Annotated in this window: 18 protein-coding genes, 1 pseudogene and 1 other annotated feature; of the genes and pseudogenes, 5 read left to right on the top strand and 14 right to left on the bottom strand. The window is 62.6% G+C overall.

The genetic code is table 11. The annotated features are described in order from the left end of the window. Together VGK32_17100 and VGK32_17095 are read left to right on the top strand one after the other, a co-directional pair. Window positions 1-803, top strand: an 803-nt coding sequence (locus tag VGK32_17100; protein HEY3383487.1) for a gamma-glutamyltransferase, incomplete at its 5' end; no start/stop codon positions are given. Between the two features lie 17 nt (window positions 804-820). Continuing rightward, the gene (locus tag VGK32_17095; GenBank protein ID HEY3383486.1) at window positions 821-1,588 is read left to right on the top strand and encodes a hypothetical protein; all 768 of its coding nucleotides are present in this window, start codon (window positions 821-823) and stop codon (window positions 1,586-1,588) included. Window positions 1,589-1,659: 71 nt separating this feature from the next. Here the strand turns inward: VGK32_17095 and VGK32_17090 are convergent, their stop codons facing one another. From VGK32_17090 to VGK32_17075, 4 genes are all read right to left on the bottom strand, one after another. Continuing rightward, window positions 1,660-2,940: a lactonase family protein gene (locus VGK32_17090; GenBank protein HEY3383485.1), complete on the bottom strand. Its 1,281-nt coding sequence runs from the start codon at window positions 2,938-2,940 to the stop codon at window positions 1,660-1,662. Window positions 2,941-2,945: 5 nt separating this feature from the next. Next, the gene (gene acnA, locus VGK32_17085) at window positions 2,946-5,648 is read right to left on the bottom strand and encodes an aconitate hydratase AcnA (protein ID HEY3383484.1); all 2,703 of its coding nucleotides are present in this window, start codon (window positions 5,646-5,648) and stop codon (window positions 2,946-2,948) included. A 43-nt stretch (window positions 5,649-5,691) separates the two neighbouring features. Then, on the bottom strand, window positions 5,692-7,011 hold the full coding sequence (locus VGK32_17080) for an MFS transporter (GenBank protein ID HEY3383483.1): 1,320 nt from the start codon (window positions 7,009-7,011) through the stop codon (window positions 5,692-5,694). A gap of 119 nt (window positions 7,012-7,130) precedes the next feature. Further along, the gene (locus VGK32_17075; protein HEY3383482.1) at window positions 7,131-8,066 is read right to left on the bottom strand and encodes a GntR family transcriptional regulator; all 936 of its coding nucleotides are present in this window, start codon (window positions 8,064-8,066) and stop codon (window positions 7,131-7,133) included. A gap of 95 nt (window positions 8,067-8,161) precedes the next feature. Here VGK32_17075 and VGK32_17070 point away from each other — a divergent pair, with 95 nt between their 5' ends. Continuing rightward, window positions 8,162-9,268, top strand: a complete 1,107-nt coding sequence (locus VGK32_17070; GenBank protein HEY3383481.1) for a pyridoxal phosphate-dependent aminotransferase — start codon at window positions 8,162-8,164, stop codon at window positions 9,266-9,268. Between the two features lie 72 nt (window positions 9,269-9,340). Here VGK32_17070 and VGK32_17065 read toward each other — a convergent pair. Beyond that, window positions 9,341-9,829 (bottom strand): annotated as a pseudogene (locus VGK32_17065) (transposase). Continuing rightward, window positions 9,504-9,620 (bottom strand) — a sequence feature (AL1L pseudoknot). (Overlaps the previous pseudogene by 117 nt.) Window positions 9,830-10,477: 648 nt before the next feature. Between VGK32_17065 and VGK32_17060 the strand changes: the two are divergent. After that, the gene (locus tag VGK32_17060; protein HEY3383480.1) at window positions 10,478-11,746 is read left to right on the top strand and encodes a tyrosine-type recombinase/integrase; all 1,269 of its coding nucleotides are present in this window, start codon (window positions 10,478-10,480) and stop codon (window positions 11,744-11,746) included. Between the two features lie 49 nt (window positions 11,747-11,795). After that, the gene (locus VGK32_17055) at window positions 11,796-12,302 is read left to right on the top strand and encodes a hypothetical protein (GenBank protein ID HEY3383479.1); all 507 of its coding nucleotides are present in this window, start codon (window positions 11,796-11,798) and stop codon (window positions 12,300-12,302) included. 87 nt (window positions 12,303-12,389) lie between these two features. Here VGK32_17055 and VGK32_17050 read toward each other — a convergent pair whose 3' ends face one another. The 9 genes from VGK32_17050 to VGK32_17010 all read right to left on the bottom strand — a co-directional run bounded on the left by VGK32_17050 (window position 12,390) and on the right by VGK32_17010 (window position 23,427). Continuing rightward, window positions 12,390-13,478 (bottom strand): hypothetical protein, encoded by a 1,089-nt coding sequence (locus tag VGK32_17050; GenBank protein ID HEY3383478.1) that lies wholly within the window; start codon window positions 13,476-13,478, stop codon window positions 12,390-12,392. 107 nt (window positions 13,479-13,585) lie between these two features. Further along, the gene (locus VGK32_17045) at window positions 13,586-14,149 is read right to left on the bottom strand and encodes a hypothetical protein (protein ID HEY3383477.1); all 564 of its coding nucleotides are present in this window, start codon (window positions 14,147-14,149) and stop codon (window positions 13,586-13,588) included. Window positions 14,150-14,368: 219 nt separating this feature from the next. Continuing rightward, complete coding sequence (locus tag VGK32_17040) at window positions 14,369-14,863, bottom strand: hypothetical protein (protein ID HEY3383476.1); 495 nt, start codon at window positions 14,861-14,863, stop codon at window positions 14,369-14,371. Window positions 14,864-14,981: 118 nt separating this feature from the next. Further along, window positions 14,982-15,386 carry a hypothetical protein gene (locus VGK32_17035; GenBank protein ID HEY3383475.1) on the bottom strand — a complete coding sequence of 135 codons (405 nt, stop codon included), beginning with the start codon at window positions 15,384-15,386 and terminating at the stop codon, window positions 14,982-14,984. A 37-nt stretch (window positions 15,387-15,423) separates the two neighbouring features. Beyond that, window positions 15,424-16,224, bottom strand: a complete 801-nt coding sequence (locus VGK32_17030) for a hypothetical protein (protein ID HEY3383474.1) — start codon at window positions 16,222-16,224, stop codon at window positions 15,424-15,426. Window positions 16,225-17,205: 981 nt separating this feature from the next. Next, window positions 17,206-17,667 (bottom strand): hypothetical protein, encoded by a 462-nt coding sequence (locus VGK32_17025; GenBank protein HEY3383473.1) that lies wholly within the window; start codon window positions 17,665-17,667, stop codon window positions 17,206-17,208. Between the two features lie 70 nt (window positions 17,668-17,737). Beyond that, a complete protein-coding gene (locus VGK32_17020; GenBank protein HEY3383472.1) occupies window positions 17,738-18,346 on the bottom strand; it encodes a hypothetical protein in 609 nt (202 codons plus the stop codon). 102 nt (window positions 18,347-18,448) lie between these two features. After that, complete coding sequence (locus tag VGK32_17015) at window positions 18,449-21,130, bottom strand: DEAD/DEAH box helicase family protein (protein HEY3383471.1); 2,682 nt, start codon at window positions 21,128-21,130, stop codon at window positions 18,449-18,451. Beyond that, window positions 21,130-23,427 (bottom strand): site-specific DNA-methyltransferase, encoded by a 2,298-nt coding sequence (locus VGK32_17010; protein HEY3383470.1) that lies wholly within the window; start codon window positions 23,425-23,427, stop codon window positions 21,130-21,132. Before VGK32_17010 ends, VGK32_17015 begins: the two co-directional genes overlap by 1 nt. Window positions 23,428-23,436: the final 9 nt, after the last annotated feature.

Here is a 23,436-nt window from a genome sequence, read left to right as displayed (position 1 = left end):
AGTCGATGGGGCACAACACTCCCGAGTATCTGCACCTCGTTGGTGAAGTGATCCGCCTCGCGGCCGCGGATCGGAACCGGTACGTTGGCGATCCGGACTTCGTCACCGTGCCGGTCGACCGCCTGCTGTCGAAGGAGTACGCGGCGGAACGCCGCGGGTTGATCGACCTCAACAAGACGATTCCGGTGGTGCGGTCCGGCGACCTGCCGCTCGCCGGCCAGAAGAAGCGTGAGAACACGACGCACCTGACGGTCGTCGACGCCGAAGGCAACATGGTCTCCCTCACGCAGACACTCGGAGCGTGGTTCGGATCGGGCATCGTGGCAGAAGGGACCGGCGTCCTGTTCTCCAATCAGATGCGGCACCTGCACATGGAGCCCGACAGCCCGTCCCGGATGGAACCCGGCAAGCGACCGCGCTCGAACCAGTCGCCAATCATTGCGTTGAAGGATGGGAAGCCGTTCATGGCGATCGGGACGCCCGGTTCGGACGGGATCTGGCAACGCATGGCCCAGGTCATCGTGAACATCGTCGATTTCGACATGGACATCCAGACCGCCATCACCAAGCCGCGGATCATCTTCGGCGATTACCAGGAGACCGGCAGCGCGCTCAAGCCGAAACTGCAGGTCGAGAACCGGATTCCGAAGGAGACGATGGACCGTCTCCGCGCGACAGGTTACGAGATCGAATCGGTCGTCGAGGACGAGGGCCGGGTCAACGGTGTCATGTTCAATGGCCGCACCAACTTCCTGACGGCTGGCGCAGACCCGCGCAACATGGTGTACGCGATCGGCTGGTAGCCGCCGGGGGAGGTGACATGATCAAGACGATTCTGAAACGTGTGGCATTGGTGAGTTGCGCGCTGTCGCTGGCCCCCTTGGCTGTCGCTCAGGAGCGCGGCACCGGGGCTGCCAGCGTGCTCGTCACGTACTCGTCGCCCGCCGCGAAGCGGCCCGCCTTCCTGCAGTACTTGGAGCGCGAGGGCCTGCCGCAGTTCGATCGTTGGAAGGCCGACGGAATCTTCAAGGATTACCGAGTCTTCGTTAGTTCATTCTCCGGCTCCAACACGTGGGATGCCATGCTGGTGCTCGATTTCGCGCACTACGCGGATATGGCGCGGTGGAAGGAGATCGACCGGAACGCACCCGGAGGACTGTCCGCCACCGGCCTCGCTCTCGCATCGCCGACCGGCACGTACCTGGCCGATGATATCTGGCACAAGGAGGCCCCGGACCGCACGCCGGCCAAGGCGGTGTACTTCGTCATCCCCTACCAGTATTCGAGCGTCGGAGAGTACAAGGCCTACGCCGAAGCTTACGTGCTTCCGCAGTACGACGGCTGGATGAAGGAGAGGGTACTGTCAGCGTATACGGTCTACCTGAGTCACCATCCCGCGGGCAAGCCGTGGGACGCGCTGGCAGTGCTCGAATACCGCGACATCGAGGGATTGGCGCAGCGCGAACTGGTCAAGAACAAGGTGCGTGCTGCACTGGCCAACAACCCGGAGTGGATGAAGGCCTCGCAGAACAAGGAAGGCAAGCGGACGGAAGAGGAGATCACGATCGCCGACTTGGTCCGCAAGTAGCTCTCCCCGCTCTTCTCACCGCGGCAGGGCTGCCGCAGGTGGAGGCTCCACAGGAGCCGCCGGCCTTGTCGTCAGCGCGTCGGCCGGAAGAGGATGCAGACCGGGCTCCCGGTCTGCATCACGTCGCCGACGGGCGTGAGCCGGCCTGTTGCCTCATTCCGACTGAACGTCACGATGGTGTCACTGTCTTCGTTGGCTGCGTACAGGTAGGCTCCGGTCGGGTCGAGGGCAAAGAAGCGCGGAGTCCTGCCACCGGAAGGTATCCACTCGACGGGTGACAACCTTCCCGACTCTCGGTCGGCGGTGAACACGACGAGGGAGTCGTGACCGCGGTTCGACCCATAGACGAAACGGCCGTCCGGTGACACTGCCAGCTCGGACGCACGACTGTTGCCGGTGCATGTATCGGGCAACGTCGAAACGATCTGAAATGGCGTCAGCCGGCCCTTCTCGCCATCGTAGCGGTACCCCGTCATCGTGGAGTCCAGTTCGTTGATGGCGTACGCGTAGGGCCGCGTCGGATGGTACACGAAGTGACGCGGCCCGGACGTCTCGCGCGCGGAGACGAAGGGTGTGTCGGCCGCGGTCAACTTCCCTGTCGCGCCGTCGAACCGAAAGACGAACAATCCATCGAGCCCTTTGTCCGGCACGACGATGAAGCGGCCCGACGCGTCGAACGCGACTTGGTGCGGCTTCGCGAACGGCTGTTCGATCCGATGAGGGCCGATCTTCCCTTCGAGCGTCACGAGATCGACCAGATCGCCGATCGCGCCGTCAACCGGATTGACGCCGAGAACGGCGACCGAAGAGCTGATGTGGTTCGCGACAACCACGAAGCGGTTGGTCGGGTCGAACGACAAGTGGACTGGGTTCTTCCCGTGGGTCGATCGACGGTTGATGGGGCTGAGTTCACCGGTCCGCTCGTCGATCCGGAAGCTGCTCATCTCGGTGCCGTCCCCATGAACCGTGTAGAGGAACCGCCGACTGCGATCCAGAGCCAGGAAAGACGGGTTCACCAGGTCGCGGCACAGTTGCACGTGAGTCCATCGCCCCGACGCTGGCTCCATGCGGTACACGTTGATTCCGTCGCCGCGTGCGTTTCGTTCGCGGGTCGTGCGACACCCGGTGTACACGAAGAAGGCGGTTGCCTGCTGCTGCTGCGTGGGAACGGGGCCTGGGGCTGGTGCGCGGCCGGACGCCGCGCTGGCCACGGGCGGTCCTGGGAACGCCGCGTAGCTGGCACAGGCCACGAGCCCCTGCAGGAAAGTACGACGTTCATGCCTGTCCAGAGCGGACGGCGCGAACACTGGCGCGCACGAGTTGCCGACTGCGGTGTCAGGGAGAGCCAGCATCGTCCTCACCTCCCGCCCGAGCGCGAGTCTCGGGCATCTGCGCCGGTCGCCTGCACATCCTGTGCGGCCACGACCCTTCGAACGACGTAGGGCAGCACGCCGCCGTTTCGCAGGTAGCGGAGTTCCTGCCTGGAATCGACGCGCAACGTCAGCGGAATCGGCGCGCCCGCTCCCCGTAGCAGGACACGATTCAGTCCGACGTCGATGGAGTCGAGCCCCTCGAAGTCAAGGACCTCCTGCCCGGTGAAGCCGTACTGCTCTCGGTCATCGCCGGACCCGAACTCCAGCGGGAAGACGCCCATGCCAATCAGATTGCTGCGATGGATGCGCTCGTAGCTGCGCGCGATCACCGCCTTTACGCCCAGCAAGGCCTGGACCTTCGCCGCCCAGTCACGGCTCGAGCCGACGCCGTAGTTGCGCCCCGCGATGACGACGAGCGGGATGGCCGCGGCGGAGTAGGTGGCCGCGGCGTCGTACACTGGCACCACCGCCGTGCGGTCGGCCGTGTACGCCAGCGCGCCGCGTCCTTGGCGCTCCGTTCCTGGCATTCGATTGACGGCGCCGCGGTTCGTGAAGGCTCCACGGAGCATGACTTCATGATTGCTGCGACGAGTTGAGTACTGGTTGAGGTCCGCGACGGGTTCGCCGCGTGCGAGCAGGTACCGGCCTGCAGGGCTGTCTGGCGGAATCGTTCCGGCGGGCGAGATATGGTCGGTCGTGACGTTGTCACCGAGGACGAGGAGAATGCGCGCGCCTCGAATCGCCAGCGATGCGGGGGGCATGCGCGCAATCGTCGCGAGGTACGCCGGCGGCTGGATGTAGGTCGAGCGAACATCCCAGGGCCATCGGATACTGCGCTCGGCGCTGAACCCCTGCCAATGGGGAGTGCCCTCCCACAGCGTCTCGGCCCGATTCCGGAAGATCGCCGGCGTCACGTGCTCGCGAACGGCCGCCTCGATCTCCTCGTCGCCCGGCATCAAATCGTCCAACCGCACCTGTCTGCCGGAGTCGGTGATGCCGAGAACCCCCTGCTCGACGTCGAGGTCGACGGTTCCGGCAAGCGCGTACGCCACGACCAGGGCGGGCGAAGCGAGGTAAGCGGCCCCGACACTGGAATTCACCCGCCCTTCGAAATTGCGGTTTCCGGACAACAGGGCGACGCCGCGAAGTCCATCCTTGCAGAACGCTTCAGCATGCGGTTCGAGCGGCCCCGAGTTGCCGATGCACGTCATGCAGCCGAACCCCGTGAGATCGAAGCCGAGGGCAGCCAGATCCGCGTACAGCCCGCTGTTCCGCAGGTAGTCAGCGACAACGCGGGAACCGAGCGACATGGAGGTCTTCACCCAGGGCTTGGGTCGGAGGCCGTACCGACGTGCGCGCCGTGCGAGCAGGCCGGCCTGGATCATCACGCGCGGATTCGCCGTGTTGGTGCAACTCGTGATCGCGGCGATGACCACCGCCCCATGTCGGACAGGCTCTCCGAACTCGGCACACGTGAAGGTACGAGCGGCGAGGTTGCCCCCGATGTCGCTGAGCATCTCGTCCTTGAACGATTGAGCCACGGCCGAGAGGTCTCGGCGCTGATGCGGCTGGCTGGGGCCAGCGACGCACCGGCGGACGGCCGAGAGGTCGAGGTCGATCACCGAATTGAAGCGAGGTTCCGCAGAATCGCTGTGTCGCCAGAGTCCCTGTGCCGTCATGTACGCGGCGACACGTTCGCACTGGGCCGCGGTTCGGCCCGTCAGGTGCAGGTAATCGAGGGTGGTCCGGTCGAACGGGAAGAACACCACGGTGGCTCCGTACTCCGGCGCCATATTCGCCACGGTGGCGCGGTCCCCCCAGCCGAGCGTCTCGAGACCGGAACCGCAGAACTCGACGAACTTCCCGACCACTCCATGCGCCCGCAACAGCTCCGTGAGATGCAGAGCGAGGTCGGTCGCTGTGATTCCGCTTCCCAGCGCATTCACCACCCGAATCCCCACGACCTCGGGAAAGGGGATGGAGACGGGCTCGCCCATCATCGCCGCCTGGCCCTCGAGTCCGCCCACCCCCCAGCCGAGAATGCCGAGGGCATTGATCATCGGCGTATGGCTGTCGGTGGCCACCATGTTGTCAGGATGCAGCATGGGCCGGCCGGAGGCATCCGTGGCCTGCACCACGACCTGGCCAATCGCCTCCATGTTCACTTGGTGGATGATCCCGGTGCCCGGCGGGACGACGCGAAACGCATCGAGACTCTGCTCGGCCCACTTGATGAGTCGATAGCGTTCGGCGTTGCGGCGGAAGTCGATGGCGAGGTTGTCGTCGGCTGCACGCGGATAGCCGTGACACTCGACGACGACCGAGTGGTCCACCGTCAGGACGCACGGGATGGTCGGGTTGACAGCAGCAGGATCCCCGCCCAGTCGCGCCACGACGTCACGCACGCCAGCCAGATCGACCAGCGCGGGCAGGCAGGTCGTGTCGTGCAGCATCAAGCGATTGGGATGGAAAGGAACCTCGCAGCTGGGGCCGCCGTGCATCGCCCGTTGAACAACCAGCGGGAGATGCCCTGGAGAGCACCGGGCGACGTTCTCGAGCAGGAGCCTCACGGAGTAGGGAAGGCATTCGACGTGGTCGAGGCCGGGCAACTTGCAGAGCGCGACGAAATCGTACGGCTCCCCGTTCACGTCCAGTTGGTCCAGATAGGACTCTCGAACCGCTGTCATCGTTCTGCTCCTCGCGTGGCGCGACGCGCTCCGCATTGGGCGCTCATTCCTGTCGAATGACCAGATGCATGCCAAGGGTCAGCGCACTCGCCACCGCCATGAGCCCTGCCATCACGGCAAGTCCCGCGGTGAACGAGCCAGTGCTCGCCTTCAGCCATCCCATGATGACGGGCCCGAAGAACCCGCCGAGCGTGCCGATGGAGTTGATGAACGCCAAACCACCGGCCGCGCCAAGGCCCGTGAGGAATCGCGGAGGAATCGACCAGAAGATGCCCCGCGCGGACGTGATACCCACAAGGGCGATCGAGAGCCCGACCATCGACGGGGTCAGGGAAGAGAACTGTACGGAAACGAGCAGGCCGGCGGCACCCACCAGGCATGCGGCGGCCAGGTGTCCGATCCGACGACCCGTGCGGTCAACGCGCTGCGCCCACACGATGGTGCCTACGCACCCGAACAGGTACGGAATGGCCGCGACGAGTCCGATCGCGCTGTTCGAGAGGGCGTGGCCCTTGAGAATGAGCGGCAGCCAGATTGCGACAGCGTACGAGCCGACTGTGAAACAGAACTGAATCGAGGCGAGCAGGAGCACGCGGGCGTCGGCCATGGCCGCCCAGAGATTCCTGACGGGCCGTTCACGCCGCTCCGCGGCCATCGAGCGAATGATGATGTCGCGCTCTGCGGGGGTGAGCCACCCGGCGTCCTGTGGCCGTTCCGTGAGCAGGCGCCGCAGTACGAGTCCAATGACGAGCGCGGGCACTCCCTCCGCGATGAACAGCCATTTCCACCCGGCCAGGCCCAGCACCCCGTCCAACTGCAAGACGAGGCTCGACACGGGCCCGCTGATGAGGGAGGCCACGGGCACCGACAGGTAGTACCAGGACATCAGCCGGCCCCGGTAATGCGAGGGGACCCAGCCGGTCAAGAAGAACATGGCACCGGGCGTGAACCCCGCCTCGGCGACACCCAGCAGGAAGCGCGCCGCGTAGAAACTCCTGGGCCCCACGACGAGCGCCGTGGCTGCGGTCACGAGCCCCCAGCTGATCATGATGCGTGTCAGCCAGCGGCGGGCGCCTACGCGGTAGAGCAACGCGTTGCTGGGAACTTCGAAGACGCAATACCCGAAGAAGAGGACGCCGGCTCCCCAGCCGAACGCCAGCGGCGACAGCCCGAGGTCCTGATTCATGGTCAGGGCCGCGAAGCCGATATTCGTGCGATCGATGTAGGCGACGATGGACGCGAGGATCATCGTCGGCAAGAAGCGAACGATGACCTTCCTGAAGGCGCGATCGCTCGCGGCGCGGTCCTCCGCCGCGCCCGCCTGCGCTCCCACGACACGAGCTGTTTCACTGGGTCGGGCCATGTCGCCTTCTTGGGTCGATCGGGTCGAGACCCTTCGCGGCCCGGTGGCCGACGAGGGGCGGTCTCAGTCGGCGATCAGCCTATCGCAGGTAGATTGTACTATACAACGAAGAAATACAATCAGACGGAACCCTGTCCCGCGCCCGCCGGGCGTCCGCCGGCGCGCCGACTCGACCGCCGGTGCCGCGTCTTCCTGCGCCGCACGGCGTCCAGGTGACGCCGAAGAAAGTCGGCCGCCTCCCGTTGCCGGCCTTGATCGATGAGGTCGAGCAGTCTCAGGTGCTCTCGGCACTGGGCGAGCGTCAGGTCTCGGTCGCCCTTCGAACGGTATTCGAGGAGCCGGCGCAGTTGGTTCTGGCGTTGCATCGCTTCGAGGAAGAAGCGATTCCCCGACCAGCGGACGATCGCTTCATGAAACTCAGCCCCGATCTGGAACAGCCTCGGTCGCTCGAGCCTGAAGACGTCGCCCGCGACCATGCGGCGTTGGGTCTCGCGAACCTCGTCGAACGCCGTTCTGTCCACGCGGTAGGTGGGCTCGAGAAGGGCGGCGGGTTCGATGGCCATGCGAAAGCGGTAGCTCTGGTTGTGCGCTTCGGCGTCCCTCAGGACCGGGACCACCTTCCAGCCATGTCCGGGCTTCCGGACGACGAGACCCTCGTTCGCCATGCGCGCCAGCAGTTTCAGCAATTGTCCCCGAGTGACGTCGTAGTCGCGCAAGAGGGTGGCCTCGTAGAATTCCTCGGGGATGCGCTCGCTGAGCAGGTCCTCGGCCACCCGCAGGTACAGGTCCTCGAGGGGATCGGACGCGAGAGCCAGGCGTCGCTCGTCGATGGCGTCGCCGTTGACGGCGAGGAAGTACCCCCGGTTCCGCTTCCTGACCAGGAGTTGGCGGTCGCGAAGGCGCGCGAACGCGCGACGGATCGGCGACCGCGACAGGCCCAGGTCGGCCGCGAACGCCGCCTCGGTCAAGTGTTCGCCCGCCGGCGTCCGGCGCTGACGAAGGACGTCCACGATGCGGTGGACGATCTGCTCGGGGGTGCTGGAGCCCAGTGTCATGGAGAGACCTCTGTTTGTATTACACGCTAACGGAGTACAATTCTAGATCGCGCGCGTGTCGGAGGGGCTGTTGTATCGGTTCCAAGGAGGGCCCGGTGAAGTACGTCCGCATGCCGATCGAGGTCGAATCGCCCGAGGAACGAGGCTATCTCAGCATCCGCTACAATCTGGCGGAGAGTTCAGTGCGGGACCGCTCCCTCGGCGACTTGCGCGTTGCGCTGGACGACCTGGTCCTCCTCTATGGCGAGCACCGAGGTCACCGCGGGCTCGTCGACCTGATCGCCGAAACCAGTGGTGTCGCGGCGGACGCCGTGCTGGTGACCGGTGGCGCGGCTCAGGCGTTGTTCATCATCGCCACGACCTTGCTCGAGAAAGGGGACCACGTCGTCGTCGTGCGTCCCAACTACGCGACCAACATCTTCACCCCGCGAGCGATCGAGGCCGACATCAGCTACCTCGACCTCTCGTTCGACGAAGAGTACGCCGTTCCCCTCGATGCCATCCGCGCCTCGCTGACTCCGCGCACCCGGTACGTGAGCGTGACGGTGCCGCACAATCCAACCGGGCAAGTCATGCCCGAACGGGATCTTCGCCGCCTCGTCGACATGGTCGATGCGGCGGACTGCCGGCTCCTCGTGGACGAGACCTATCGGGAGATGACGTTCGACGGTCCGTTGCCGTGTGCCGCCACGCTCAGCACCCGGGCGATCAGCGTGTCGTCCCTGTCGAAGACGTACGGCGTTCCCGGAATCCGGGCCGGCTGGCTCCTCTGCCGCGACCCGCATCTCATGGAGACGTTCCTCGCGGCAAAGGAGCAGATCGGGATTTGCGGCAGCGTGGTCGACGAGGCCATCGCGTTCGAGGTGCTCAGGCAGCGCGGCGCCTGGTTGCCCGAGATTTCCCGGCGAATCGCCGAGGCGTTCGGCATCACGCGCGCGTGGATGGCACGGGAGGAGTTGCTCGAATGGGTGCCACCCAGGGGCGGCGCCGTGTGTTTTCCACGGATCAGCCCGAACGCACCGGTCGACCTGGACACGTTCTACCGGGTCCTGAGCGACGACTTCGGGACTTACGTCGGCCCCGGCCATTGGTTCGAGCAATCCCGAAGGCACTTTCGGCTAGGGTTCGGTTGGCCCACGGTGCCGGAGTTGGAGGCGGGGCTCGCCGGGATCAGTTCCTCGTTGCGGGCCTCCCTGCTCTGATTTCGTGCAGCCGTCTCACCGGCGCGTCCGCGACGACGACGAGCGGGATCCGGACCGTCGGTCCGAGCATCTGCCCTCCCGTCGCCATGGCTTCCAGACCTTCCGCGGCCCGTACACCTGATAGTGCGCGTTCCAGACCCGCTGAATCGCGCCGCGCAGTGCGTCATCGCGCTGGGCTCGGGCCGACCGGCGCGCCGGGTCGGCCTGCCGGCGCGTGATGACGAAAGTACGTCGAGGGGGCGATCGGCAGCACCGCGGAGATCGGCTCGACCCCGTCGTGGCCCCGATGGTCGTCGATGAACGCGACCATCATTTCGCGCGGCGGTCGAGCTCCGCCTGGGCAGAATACGCCGACGCGTTGCGCAAGATCTCGCTCGCCCGCATTCCGCTCGGCCTGGCGGACCCACCGGCGCAGCGTCTCGTCTCGACAGCCCAACTTCTCGGCCACGGACCGGATCGCCGCCCCCTGCGACGGATGCTCCGGGCATGCTCCCGGACCGACCGTACCGCGCGCCCTCGCACCTCGGGGGAGTACCGACTCGGTCGTGCCACAGAGTCCATCCTCTCGACGAACGGGCTCTCCGACGAACTCGGTACGGTTCAGTGAGTTGTTTGAGCTACCTGAGAGAAAGGTAACAGTTCATTCCGGAGACAAGGGTGACACTTTGGCCCTTTTCGCAAGGGAGGGGGCATGCCGTGGAACGAGTGTCACGTCATGGATGAGCGTCTCCGGTTTGTGGCCCGGCTGCTCGACGGCGAGAAGATGGCGCCGCGCATGATGACGGCGGACTTCCACCGTGATCGGTGGTAGCCCCGGAACGAATTCTGGAGGTTGTTACGGAGTGCCGATGTCTCCGAGCCCCTCCACCGGAGGCTCACGGCCAGCCCCGCGAGTTTCGTCGTTCTGTTACCCCGGTGTTACCCCGGAGACAAAACGGCCGATCGGCAGAAATTAGCCGATCCTGTAAGTGCCTGTCATGGAATGAGTTAAATGGTGAGCCGCCACGGAATCGAACCGTGAACCCGCAGATTAAGAGTCATATTTTTGACACTACCGCCTGAAACCGCCTGGAACGCAAAGACACACGTAAGTCCTTCAAAGACATATAGATAACACGACATTTGTCGTGTTATCATGTCGCTAGATTGTTCGCCCAGTTCCTTTGAAACGCTCTCCCCGCGCTCTTCCCGACAGAAGGGAGTCGATTCATGCCGATCATCGAGTTCATTGACCTCACCCTGAAGCACCTTCCCATTCCACCGCGCCCGGCCAAGGTTGATTACTGGAAGAAGGGCTGCAAGAGGTTCGGACTGCGCGTTTCGTGGTCCGGCCAGAAGTCGTGGGTCTACCAGTATCGCTTCCGCCTTCGGACACACCGAATCACGTTCGGTTCGTACCCGGAAATGAAGCTCGCTGAAGCCAATGCGCGTGCGGAGCAGGCACGTATAGCCATCGCCGATGGTCGTGATCCAGCGGCAGAGAAATACGCCAACGACCACGCCAAGACCTTCGCCGACCTGTGCGACGAGTACATGAAGCGGCATGCGATCCCGAAGAAGAAGACGTGGAAGGAAGACCAGCGGATCATCGACCGCGACCTGCTGCCAGGGTGGAAGCACTCCGCGCCATCCGAAATCACCCGGAGCCACGTCCGCGCCGTCGTCGAGGCCGTATACGACCGAGGTGCGCACGTCCACGCCAACCGCGTGCTGGCGTTGATCCGCAAGATGTTCAACTTCGCCATCGAGCGCGAGTGGCTTGAACACAACCCGTGCCACCAGGTGAAGCCTCCGGGCGGGAAGGAACGCCCTCGTGAGCGCGTGCTGAACGACGAAGAAATACGCCAGGTGTGGACGGCGTTCGACGCCGAGGAGCCTTCCGTCCGAGCGTTATTCAAGCTCCGATTCCTGACCGCCCAGCGGGGAGGCGAAGTGTTGAGCATGCGCTGGGCAGATGTCGATCTCGACGCGGGTTGGTGGACCATCCCTGCTGAACGCGCCAAGAACGGGCTATCTCACCGCGTGCCGCTGAATCCTCAAGCCGTGACGATCCTGAAGGACTTGAGGGATTGGCAGGCAGAGCGACTGCCCGAAATCAACGAAGGACGCGCAAAGAAGCACCTGGATGCGAAGGAGCCGAGCGAGTGGGTCTTCCCGTCCCGCTGGCACGAGGGAAAGTCGCTGGCCTGGACCAGAAAGGCCACGAAGCGAATCCGGGAATCATGCGGCGTTGACTTCCGCCCGCACGACCTGCGGCGCACTGCCGCAAGCCGAATGACCAGCACCGGTACACCACGCCTCGTCCTCTCGAAAGTGCTCAACCACGTCGAGCAAGGCGTCACGGCTGTCTACGACCGCCACTCTTATGACGCTGAGAAGCGCAAGGCGCTGACCGCATGGGGCCGACAGTTGCAACACATCCTGAAGGCGACCAAAGGCGCAACCGTGGTGCCGTTCCAGGCGAGACAAGCGGGCTAACCGTGGCCAGCGTCAGCGATGTTCAACGTCGATCAAGGAGATTGTACGCATGCACCAGGTGCCGTTCGTCAGTCAACGCACGTACGCCTTCCCCCACGTCTCCTGCGGCGTGGCGGCCACCATGATGCTCTTGAAATTCCACATCCGCCGAAAGCGGGTGCCGTCCTATGGTGATCTCCGCAAGGCACTCGGCGTCTACGTCCTCAACTCCGAGTCGGGCCGTCGAAGACCAGAGGGTGTCACACTCGACGACGTGACCGGCTACCTCCGACGACAGGCCATCCGTTACCGAACCACCAACAGCAAGTCGCGCAACACCTGGACGATCCTGGAGCGTCGTCTCCGGCGAGCGCCTGTCATAGTGGGGATGGGGAGCAACGTGTGGCGGTGGGGCACACGCGGTCACTGGATCGTCGTCATCGATGTATCGGCTGACACCGTGTCGTTTCTCGATTCCCAGAACCCGCGCACGCACCGGCGACCGACGACGATGCCGCTGGCGCGTTTCCGTCGCCAGTGGGATGGAAGCTCGTTGCAAATCGTCGGGTGTCGCTAGTCGTCTTCGATGAAGTCCCCGAGCCTCACCCGTGAGTGCTCTTACGATTGGAAGTGACGACGCTGCGGTCAGCCATGCGCCATTTGGCTACCGTTCATCACGCGGACGGTCAATCGGGATAATCAACCCGAGCATTCCGAATACGATCATCCACAACCTGCTATGCCGGTCCTCTACCCGCAGCAGTTCGTTAGGGTCGTCCGCATCGACATCGCCGTGGTTTATGGCGTTTCGGATGTTGTACAGCCGGTCCTGCTCCGGCTTCATGCGGAAGCATTCCACGATATACTGATCCGCCCGTTCGGGGAAGCAGACCCGGAGCGCGTGGCTCGCCTTGGCGACGAACCCCGCATCGACGAACTGTTTGTAGCATTCTGAAATCGCAGCGGCGTCGAGCTTGCCTTTCCTTACCGCGACGAACGCATCGATGCCTGCCTGTTTCTCGGCCTTCCCCAGTGTGGGCTGAGGACGGAGAAGGCACACAGCCTCTACAAGGCACTCGAAGGCGTTCCAGTACCCTGCGTATACGCGAAGAGCATCGCTCCGGTATCCTTCCATCAATAGCTGGCGCGGTTCACGAATCCAATAGAGCGCCGACTGGAGCTTCCGTGCGACGGGCAACGGCAACTTCCGAAGCGCTTCGACCACGTTCTTGACCCGATCCGGCTCCAGCTTCGGCATCACCCCACCGTCTGGGCCGTGGGTCAAGTGCGACCACCAGCCGAATCCGCAGTTCCCCCAATTCAGCACCGCTAGCGCTCCAAGGAGCGTACTGATCCGCGCTGCGGCGTCCACCAACGCTTTGACCGATTTCTCCGGGATCTTCACGCGGGCCTTCAGAACACACATCGCGGTCCGAATGTCGCTGGTAGTGACTTGCTCCGGCTCAATCGTGATGCCGAGGTCAGGGAAGTCCAACTCCGTCGGTGGCGCACTGAAGTCTCCGTAGATCAAGACCACTAAGTCGTCGCCCCATGCGGACGGCCACCGGGCGATCCGCAGTTCCAGGTCCGCCAGCCTTCGGGCGTGCCCTTCCCGAAAACCGCTGGCAACAAACGCCTCCGTCTTCTGGCGCAAGAGCCTAAAGAAGCGGTCAGCCTCTGCGGCCCCCGCGTCTGTGGCGGCAGCGGCCTCCGCTGGACGCGCCGGTTGGTCGTCACTGCTCTGGGCTGTCATCGTTTCACCACGGACACTTTCGGCCACGGACATTTCCGCCAAACGGCTCAGAAGTGGCGACTCGTGGTGGAAGGGGCGGCCTTCCGTGGCTGAGCGCACCGGCGACGCTACTTGATGGCCTTTCCGTACATCATGAAGAACTTGTCCAGTTCCCGGTCAGTCGGAACCGAGCCGGGGTCCAACCGGCCCCACGCGACGAGAACCGCCCTCATGAATGCCGCGATGAACATGATGTCCCCGTACGCCGAGGGCTTCTTCTTTCCGCGCCAGTCTGGCCTAACGCTCGCCATCAGCGCATTGACCGCCCGGAAGTTGTGTTGGTCGATGATCGGCACGCCGCGAGGGTGCAGTAGGTGGAGCAGGAACGCCATCGTGATGAACCGCGTTCTGCCCCCGAAGGCTCGATCCAGCACAACGAATGCATCTTCTGGCACGCCAGGAAGCCCGGCGGAGGCAGCAGGCCAGCCGCGCTGGAGTTGTTCGATCAGTCGCTTGTGGGCTGGCGGGATGTCGCGTTTGCCGAGGTGCCCGTACTTCCAGAGCAGCGCCTCACGTAGCGTACCAGAAGCCACACGGTTCGGCTGGCGGAACTCGCGCCGAACGCGCTTGTAGACCTCCGGCCAGTACTTCTTGGTGTCGTACTGTCTGGCGTAGTGCGCGAACCGCAGCATGATAGCCTCGGCAATCGCCCGCGCCTCAGTATCCGACAAGGGTGCCGATGCCGACATCGGAGTAACGGTGGCGGAAGGAGGAATCACCGCGAGACGGTGTGTCCGGTGCCGGACTGTCGGAGTTCTCATGACCTTGGATTCGACACCAGTTCAGGATGATGCCTGAAGCTCCGTTAAGACGGTGCCTGCTATCGGCGTCTGCCGTCGCCTGCGGGAGGCCTAGGCGGTCTTCTTGCCGATGCTCCAGTACTGTGCCGCGAACTGAAGCGTTCGCAGATGCGGGAACTCCTCCGGGATGGCCGCGCTGGCAATCTTGCGGTGCGAAATGCCCGCGTGGACCTCGGCCATGAAGTCCCTTATGAACATCACCCGTCCACCGGCCAACTGCGTCCGGCTCTCGCCGCCCCCGTACACGAACAGCGCGATCTGCTCGATGTGCTTCGGAATCGCCATGCCGGGGAACAGGTCGGGAATGTGTCGGCGTCCCGCGTCGAACTTCTTCTGGTAGCGGAGTTCGCGTTTCGCCCAGCTATCCCCATCAAGCGACGGTTCCACATGCACCAGCGACCGCTGCTCGGGGTGAAACGCCACGATGTCCAACTCGCACTCGTGGCCTCCGCTGGCCCGCTTGCCGACCTGGACGTTCCGGCGGACGAAGTACCCACGGAACTCGTACCACTCAGCGACTAGCGACTCAAGGTGGTTGCCTGCCAAGGGCGTCCTCCAGTGTGCGGGTCACGCTTGAAACGGCGGCTTCCGGGAATCCGAGACGACCGACGATACTCTGCTGCGGATGATGCGGCTGAAGGTCGAGCCGCCATCGTATATCCGATCATTCTTTCCGTTCGCGCTGAACGAGCACAATGGGACCGTACTCCTCCTCCAGCTTCTCGGCCCTGGCCTTGAGCCTGGCTGCGTTCCGAAGGGCTTTCTGAACGTCGATTCCGAAACCCTGCGAGTCAAACCAGAGCTGGAGTCCGCGATTGACCTGAGCAGCCTCCGAGATGCCGTCGCGCTCTCGGATCTCGCGCAGCAGAACTTCCGTGGCTCTGCCGACGGTCACAATGATCCGGTGTGTCGCCGCGTTCCGCGTGGTGATCTGTTCGTCGATTCCGACGCCGTTCGAGTTTGACCCAAGCCAGAGGCGGAGTCCGCGCCCGATCTGCTCAGCCTCCGCGATGCCGTCTCGTTTGCGGACTTTGCGGAGCAGCATCTCCACGTCGTACCCGACGGTCAACGATATGCGGTGTCTTGGCGTCATATTGCAGACTCGGTTAGTGCGAGGGCGTGGTGGTGGGCGCTGGACGGCAATTGGTGACGATCTTTCCGATCAACAGACGGCTACCACTGGCGAACAGGGGAGCGCCGGGGACAGCAAACAACCCGAGCCTTGGCGTCGTGTCGTGTGCTTCGGGAAGAACGCCGGTCAGCCGATTCACGAACGCCCGGTAGTCCTGTTCGTTCTTGGCGTGCTTCGTGTCCCGTGTCTTGCTCGTGACGAACTGGTGGATGATCAGCACCGCGAGGTCCGCCTGATTCTCGCGGGCATACGCGAGAGAACCGGCCACCGCCGTCAGTAGTTGATAGCGCAGGTCGCCTACCTTCGGCTGGTCCTTCCCTCGAACCGGCAAGATCGCTTGCACGAGATCCGCAACGCGCATCACGCCGTGGCTGGCGGGAGTTGTGATCAGCCGCTCAAGCGCATCCGTCATCGTCTGCGCGACGGTTGCGCCGAACGGCTCGTCGGCCTTCGCCTCGATGGTGACAGCGACAGTCGTCGTCGCCGTGCGTCCGACGAATGCGAGGTCGGCGTTCCGAGGTTCACCGCCGTGCGCGTCGAACACGATCCGATGCTCAGGCGTCACCAGATCAACCGAGAGGCCGCGTGTATTGTCCCTTGAATCGAAGAGGGCGCGTAAGTCGTCGGGCATGGCCGCTGTGCCGGTGCCGCACCAGGCCCGTGCCAACTCGAACGCGCTGTGCCCTTCAGCCCAATGGATGTTGCGCTTCGGAGGGGCGTATCGGTGCCAGTCCTCAATCGATGCGATGGTATGGCCGTCCTTTGCAATGCGCATCAGATGCCCCCGAGCGTTTAATGGCCAACAATTCAGCTACGAGCCGAATCATACGCTTCCGGTGACCCGGAGGTCAGGGTCTGCGGATCATGCGTTCGTACGGATGCTGCGTCAGTGCCGATGATCCGTGACCGCAGGCCGCCTTTGATCGCGGAACACGGATCGTTCATTTGGACCGTGACTTGGTTTCCTTGGACCGAGCGTTCCTGGCCCGCCTGGCGATCCTCTCGGCCTCTCGCATCAAGTCCTCTTGGTCCTCTGTACGGTCGTCTCCGTAATCGTGCGACTCGCACCAGAGGCGGAGTGCCTCCATAAATTGCTCAGGCTCTGAGATACCATCACGCTCCTTGATCGTACGCAGGAACCCCATCTGGCGTTCGCTGAGCGTCACCGTGACTCGGTGTTGTGGCGACATAGCATCGGCTCCATCGGACTTCGACGACCACGAATCCAGCGAAACTACGATGCGCTCGCTGTTACGCCATATGCGTGGCATTTTCGGCTACCGTGGCCGAAACAAGGTCGGATTATACGGAAATTAGACCCGGACAAGCCGGGATTTCGGAGCGGAAGGCGTCGGCGAACGCTAGGGACGCGGGGAAGAGCCATGGCATAGTCCTCTCGAATGTAAGTTCAGTAGTGACGCTGATTCTGAGCCAGATTCAGCCGAGAGTCCGAAGGAGGGAGGCGCGGGATTCCCTGTGATTGTCGTCGTAAGCGTGTCCGTAACCGTCGATTGACGCGACAGCCGAGACGACGACAATTAGCCGCTGATCGTCACCGGCAACAGGTCTTCCGGCTACGGGCGAGGTTGACATGGGACGGGTCGCCAGGAATCAGGGGCAGTTGCGCCGCAGCGACACCCACCCCCCACCCCCGGACCAAAAAACGAGGGTTGGACGGAAGGTGCCCTACCCCCGCCGAAAAATGGTGAGGATCGGCCAAAGGGTAGGGACAGCCCAGACCAGCGGTCAGACGCGCTTACGTACCTGTCTTCACGCGATTCCACTCGGTCTTGAGAATGGTCCTGCCGAGTTCCGTCGTCCGACCATGAGCGGCGATGAAGCTGTCGTCGGCCCCTTTTCCCCGTTCCAGAGAGGACACCAACTCTCGGATCGTCTGCTGGAGGGCCTGATGCTCCGCTTCGAGCGGATTCAACATCAGAACAATCTCCTGTTCCAACTGCGCCACGCGACGGTATTCCTTATCCGTTCTGTCCTCGTAGCCAGCGACAAAGTAATGCTGGGTGGTCGCGCTCAACTCAGCGAGCCGCGCTCGTAGGTCGTTGATCCACGCCTGCCGCATCGGTGCGATCACCTGCCGGACAGCGACCCGCTCGGATGACGCGAGAGTCCGCCGCGTGATCACCCACGAGACGAATGGCCCTGCGATTACGGCGAGCAACGCGACAGTCAGCGAGAGAATCGAAGTGGTCTGATCCATGTTGTTACTCGACCTGGCGGCACAGGGCGTGAATGGGTTGCCGTTCCTGTTCCTGCGGACGCTCGCTGGTTCATCCTGTCATTGTCGGAACCGCGATGGGACCGCGCCACGTGAGGTACTCGCGGCCCTTCGGGGTTACTTCGAGCAGGTGGTTGCCGTCCTGCACCATGACCAGGTAGTGAGCCTGGAGTGCGTTGATAATGGCCTGTCTTTCGCTAGGATTCGGGATGACAGGTAGCCACCAGGAATCGTACATCTCGTAGCTCGTGCGCTCCGGGAGTCCAGCGAGCCAGTCAAGCACCCGCTGTGTGTTGGCCACCAGGAAGTAGTTTAGGTAACGGTATTCCCACAGATACGCTCGTGCCCGCTCTGCCCTGAATGCTTCAGTCACAGCCGTTGCTTGCTCAGGCGTGAGATGTAGGCCTTCAGGAATCGTGGGCGCTGCCCCTGCCGTAAGAGCCGGTGGTTCCTTGGAGGCTGATTTGTCGTCTGTCGTGCGCCCAAGTTGAGGAGTCGAGAGTTCGGTACCTCCAGGCAACCTGATCGACGCGACCCGCCGCATCAGCCCTCGAATGTCATCTCCAAACCGTAAGACGAAGGCGAGGGCAACCACGCCAGCCACGACCTGTGGCGAAAGTAGAGCCTTGATGTAATCCAGGACAAGGGCGGCTACCGTCATCCGTGACCTCCTGTGTGTCCGGCCAGCGATCTTGCCAGCGCCCGTCCGCGACTATCGACGCAGCCTACCGAGTCAACCTGGCCACCGGCCCCATTGTCGTCCCTACTCCTTGTAATCCCGAAAACCGGCAACCACGCTCCTGAACGACGTGGGCCGGTGCTGCTCGAAGCCCTCCTGGTCCACGTACACGAAGTCATACGTCACAGCCGTCTGCACGCGGTTCACGTCTTCACACCACTGCCGCAGTCGGCGCATCTTCAGGGGCACGTCCAGGTCCGCCAGGCCCTTCGTCTCGACGATGAACACTTCGCGGTCTGACAGCTTCACCAAGAAATCCGGGTAGTAGTTGGAGATGCCGCCGTCGGCGTTCACATAGTCCAGCTTAAAATGCACGGCCAGGTAGTTCTTCGCGTAGGACACCAAATCGCTGCAATCCTCCAGGAACGCTGCAAACTGAAGCTCCAGGCGGCTGTCGCCGATGATGCGGTTGAAGACGCTCTTCTTCGGGACCAGGTAGCCTTGATCCTGCGCCACAAAAGGCCGGGTCTGGCGCAGCTTGATCGTGTCCCGGATCTCGGCGTCTCCCTTGTCTCGGACGGTCAGTGCGTTGATCGCCTTCTTGAACGTTTCAATCAGCGTCCGAGTCGCAGCCAGTTCCGACAGGTTGCGCAGGGTGTTGGGGTCTTCCAGGTCCACCGTCCGGTCGAATAGCTCCACCTGCACGAACGCCTTGACCTTGCCGTACAGCACGTCATAGCCACTGACCAGGCGCAGATCCTTCATGATTATCTGCACGAAGTAGCCGATCACGCTCCGGTAGTCGGCTACGCCTGCGGTGTCGAGGATTGTCGTGTGCGTGATCTCGCCGGTGGTGATGTCCTTGAAGACGATCTCCCGCTGTTCTGCCTCGCTGAACTGCAAGTACAGCACGCGCTGATGCGCCATCGCCGTAATGTCCAGATCGCTGAGGCTCTTGTATTCCCGGTAGACGCGAGGCGTGAGCACCGGGATTTCGATGTCCAGCGCGGCGATGTCCTTCTTCTCGTTCTCGTTGTCAACCTCGACGACCAGCGGAGTTTTCGGCCCTGTTCCTTCGCCCATCGGCTTTCGCTCCAGCACCACACCTTCGGCCTGAATGGATTCCACGAATTCCATGAAGGCGTTTGTGCCGACCACACTGACGTACTCCTCCACGCCGCCCGGATACATCTTCCTCAATCCCCGGCCCAGCGTTTGCTCGGGAAGGATGTTGGCTGGCGCTGAGTACGCTCGCAAGCCGACGATAGTGGTGACGTTTCGAACGTCCCAGCCTTCCTTGAGCATCATCACGGAGATGATGGCCTTGTACGGGCTGTCTGTGCCGTCGATGTCGTTGGCCTGCTTGCGCAGCCTTTCAAGTTCGTCTTTGTCCTTGCCCGAAGCGGCTTCGGAAATGTCGCCGTTGTTCTTGGTGTGGATGACGAGTACGGCGTCCTTCAAGTCCTGGTAGTGCCCCTCCAGGTACTCCGCCACGTCGTCGCAGTTGCGCGTGTCGTCGGTCATCACGAAGAGGATCGCCTTCTTGCCCATCTTCTCGTGTTCGGCGTACGCCTTGCGCCATTCGATGACGCCCAGATGGATGTAGTCGGCGTATCTCTCGGTGTACTTCGCGCTCTGTCGCTCGCTCAACTTCGCACGGCTCGGCGCGTCCGGCAGGACGGGGTGTTTCACGACGTTCTGCGAGATGGCCTCCACCAGCGGGTAATCGGCCACGGTCTGCACGAAGATCGCCCCGTTGTTGTGTTTGGGCGTGGCCGTCGTATCCACCTGCATCGACAGCGCCGCCCCCTTTTGTTTCAGACGGTTGTGGATGTCTTCAATGGACTTGAACCACGCCATGCGCGGATCGTGGATGTGGTGTGCCTCGTCGTTCAACACCATCAACTCGTCAATGTCACGGACGATCATCCCCAGGTCCACCTTAGAATCCGTGGTCGCACCCGTGGGCCGCTTGCCGAGAAAATAGTCCATCGCGTTCTCGTCGTCGGGCGAAGGCGGGATCTCGTCGCCGGAGTACACGCGGTGGATGTTGGTCAGGAAGATGTTGCCGGTAGCTCGCGTGATGCGCACCTCGTCTTGCAGGTGCAGCGTCAGTTGAAAATCGTCCCGCCAGTTGCGCCCATCGAACCCGTTATCCGGCAGTACCGGATCGTCAAAGAAGATACGCAGGCCCTGGAAGTCCCTGTAAATCCGGTCCAGCACGATGATATTGGGCGTAATGACCAGAAAGTTGCGTGCCAGTTCCGAGTCCGGTTCGTACAGCTTGTGATAGAAACTCCACGCCAGCGCCAGACTCAAGACCTTGGTTTTGCCGCTGCCCGTCGCCATCTTAATCACGAAGCGCCGCCACGTCTCGTCGAACATGCCCCCAGATACAAGGCCCGTGGCGTCGAACCGCATCAGGTCGTGCTTGTCCTTCACTCCTACCACGTCGTAAAGGTAGATGAGCGTCTCCAGGGCCTCGCGCTGGGCGAAGAAGTACTGAAACTGTGCCACGGTCCCGTCGGCCCTGGGCACCAGGTGCGACGTGTTGAACCACCAGTTGAGCAGGCTCCGACTGGTGTCGCTCGCACCCAGATACCCACTGTCCCGGAACTCCTTGACCTTGCGGCGCAGCATCGCCACCAGCGGCGGCATGAGCTTCTCCATGCTGCTCTCCCGCAAGGCTTCATCGGCGGGGAACCAGCGGATGCCTGGATCGAGAATCGCGTGCGGGGATTGCGGGAAGTCCTTATGTAGGGCCATTACGCCTTCACTCCAGTTGTCCCGACGCTCACCTCGACGATGGTCATGGTGTCGTTGCCGAAGATGTCAACCACCTTGACCGCGACCTTGCGGCGTCCTGGCAGGCACTCATGGAAGACGCTCTTCAGTTCCAGCGTCCGATCCTTCCGCGTGCGGAACGACTGCCACTCGTTCTCGAAGATGTAGTCCCCGGTCCAGCGTTCTTCCCATTCGCCGCTCTCTTCGTTCTTCACCCGGACGATCTCACGCTTGCTCTCGAAGTTGAAGTCCACGGCCCAGTAGTCGATCCAATCCGTCCAGTGTTTGGTAAGCAGTTCGCGGGTGACGATCCCGCTCTTGTCCTTGCTCACCTTCACGATCTGGCCCTTCTCCACTACGATCCGGCTGCCCTTGTTCTTGATCTCGGCCTCGGCGTTGGCGATGGAGTCCTGCGAGTAGAAGACGGAAAAGTCGGTCAGTTCAACGGCAACGGCAGATGGCTCGCCCTTCTTCCCGTTCTGCACATGCGGCTTGACCTCGATATAGGCAACATCGTGGAACACGACCTGATTCTTCTCGACCGCCCGCTTGTCGAACACCTCGGCGGGGATGTACTTGGGCGCGATGTCGATGCCCTTGGCCCGCGCCTCGTCCAGCACGTTAGGGAACAGCCCCATCTCGAACTCGAAGCCCAGGATGTCCACTCTGGTGATGTGTTTCTTCCGGCATTCGAGGATGACCTCCTCGACGAAGAGCCGCGTCACCGGCATATTCACCGGCCCCACTGCGACCAGCCGCCCTGCTTTCTTCCCGTGGAAGCAGGCGAAGCCCTCCGTCTTCTCCGCCCGGTAGGCCCGCAAGATCAGATCGAGGAACGCTGCCTCCTTAGCTGCCAGTTGTTCTTGCTGCTGAACCTCGCGCAGGTTGGGGTTGATCCCGATGTAGTGCTGCCGCTCGTACTTTCCGAGGTTCAGGATTTCAAAGGCCCGGTAGTCCTCGCCGTCAGCCTTCAACTGGCGTTGCACGCCGATCATCCGCTTGCGCGTAGCGTGGATGGCGAACTTGCCCAAGTCAGCGGCGATCCACTTCCGTCCCAGCTTCTCCGCCACCACCGCCGTGGTCCCTGAGCCGCAGAAGAAGTCGGCCACCATGTCACCTTTGTTGGACGAGGCCGTGATGACCCGTTCGAGCAGGGCTTCGGGCTTCTGCGTCGGGTAACCGACAAGTTCAGCGCCGGTCTTGCTAGGCAACATGTCCGTCCAGACTGATTGAACTCTTCGCCCTTGCTCTACGTAGTCGTCCATGAACTGTTTTAGGTAGGGCGTTCCTGTGTTTGAGAAATAGATCAGGTTCCGCTTCTCCAGATCGTCGATGTTCTCCTGCGAATAACTCCAATGTCTTCCGGCAGGCGGCTTCACAGGTGTGCCTCTAAAGAGTCTCTCTGGTCCTCCTCCCGGTGCTGTTATTGGTCCAGCGAAAAACCGCTTGCCGGTGGCTTCATCTACTTGATTGAATCGTGTATCGAGATGTTCTTCCGAGTGCGGAACGAACACTGGATTGAATATGTTCTTCGCAGTTAGCGAGTACATCAGCAATGTGTCATGCACGACACCGAATCTACCGGCATCATTGTGCGCCCCTGTTCGCTGCCAGGTAATCTCATTGCGGAACTGGCCTGAGCCAAACACTTCATTCATGGCCAAACGAAGCATGCTGTTCATCCGCCAGTCACAATGCACATAGATGCTGGCGTCCTCAGCGAGGAGATCGCGCATGAGGATCAGCCGCTCGTAGATCATGGCGATGAAGGAGTCAGCACCTTTGCCCCACGTGTCGCGGTAGGCGATCTCTTCGAGGATATTGGGCTTCTTGGTGAAGGTGTCGCCGCCGATCTCGATGTCCATCGAAAAGTCCGCGCCTACGTCGAACGGGGGGTCGATGTAAATCAGTGTCAGGCCACCCTGCTTCTCGATCTCCTCGCGGAGAGGGCCGTTCTTGAGCGACGAGAGAATCAGCTTGTTGTCGCCCCAAATCAGCTTGTTCGTCCACCCCTTAAGCTGGCGACCCCTCGCGTCGAGATCGAAGAGGCTGGGTTCGAGCGCCGTCTCTTTGGGTGTTTCGGCTCGCGGCTCGTCCACCTGCTCGATGACCTGGAAGGGCAGTACGATGTTGCAGACCTCGCTGGTCTTGCCGTTCCAGACCAGTTCCACCTCCCGCTTGTCCGCAAACAGCAGAAAGCGGTACTTGTCCGGCAGGGCCTTGTCGGCGTCGATGAACCGGATGATCTCTTGTTGTTCCTGTTCGGTCAGTCGCGGCATGAAGAGTCC

Source organism: Vicinamibacterales bacterium (genome assembly GCA_036504215.1).
GTDB lineage: Bacteria > Acidobacteriota > Vicinamibacteria > Vicinamibacterales > Fen-181 > FEN-299.
The sequence above is the reverse complement of the archived record's forward strand: the minus strand, read 5'-3'. Positions and strand labels throughout refer to the sequence as shown.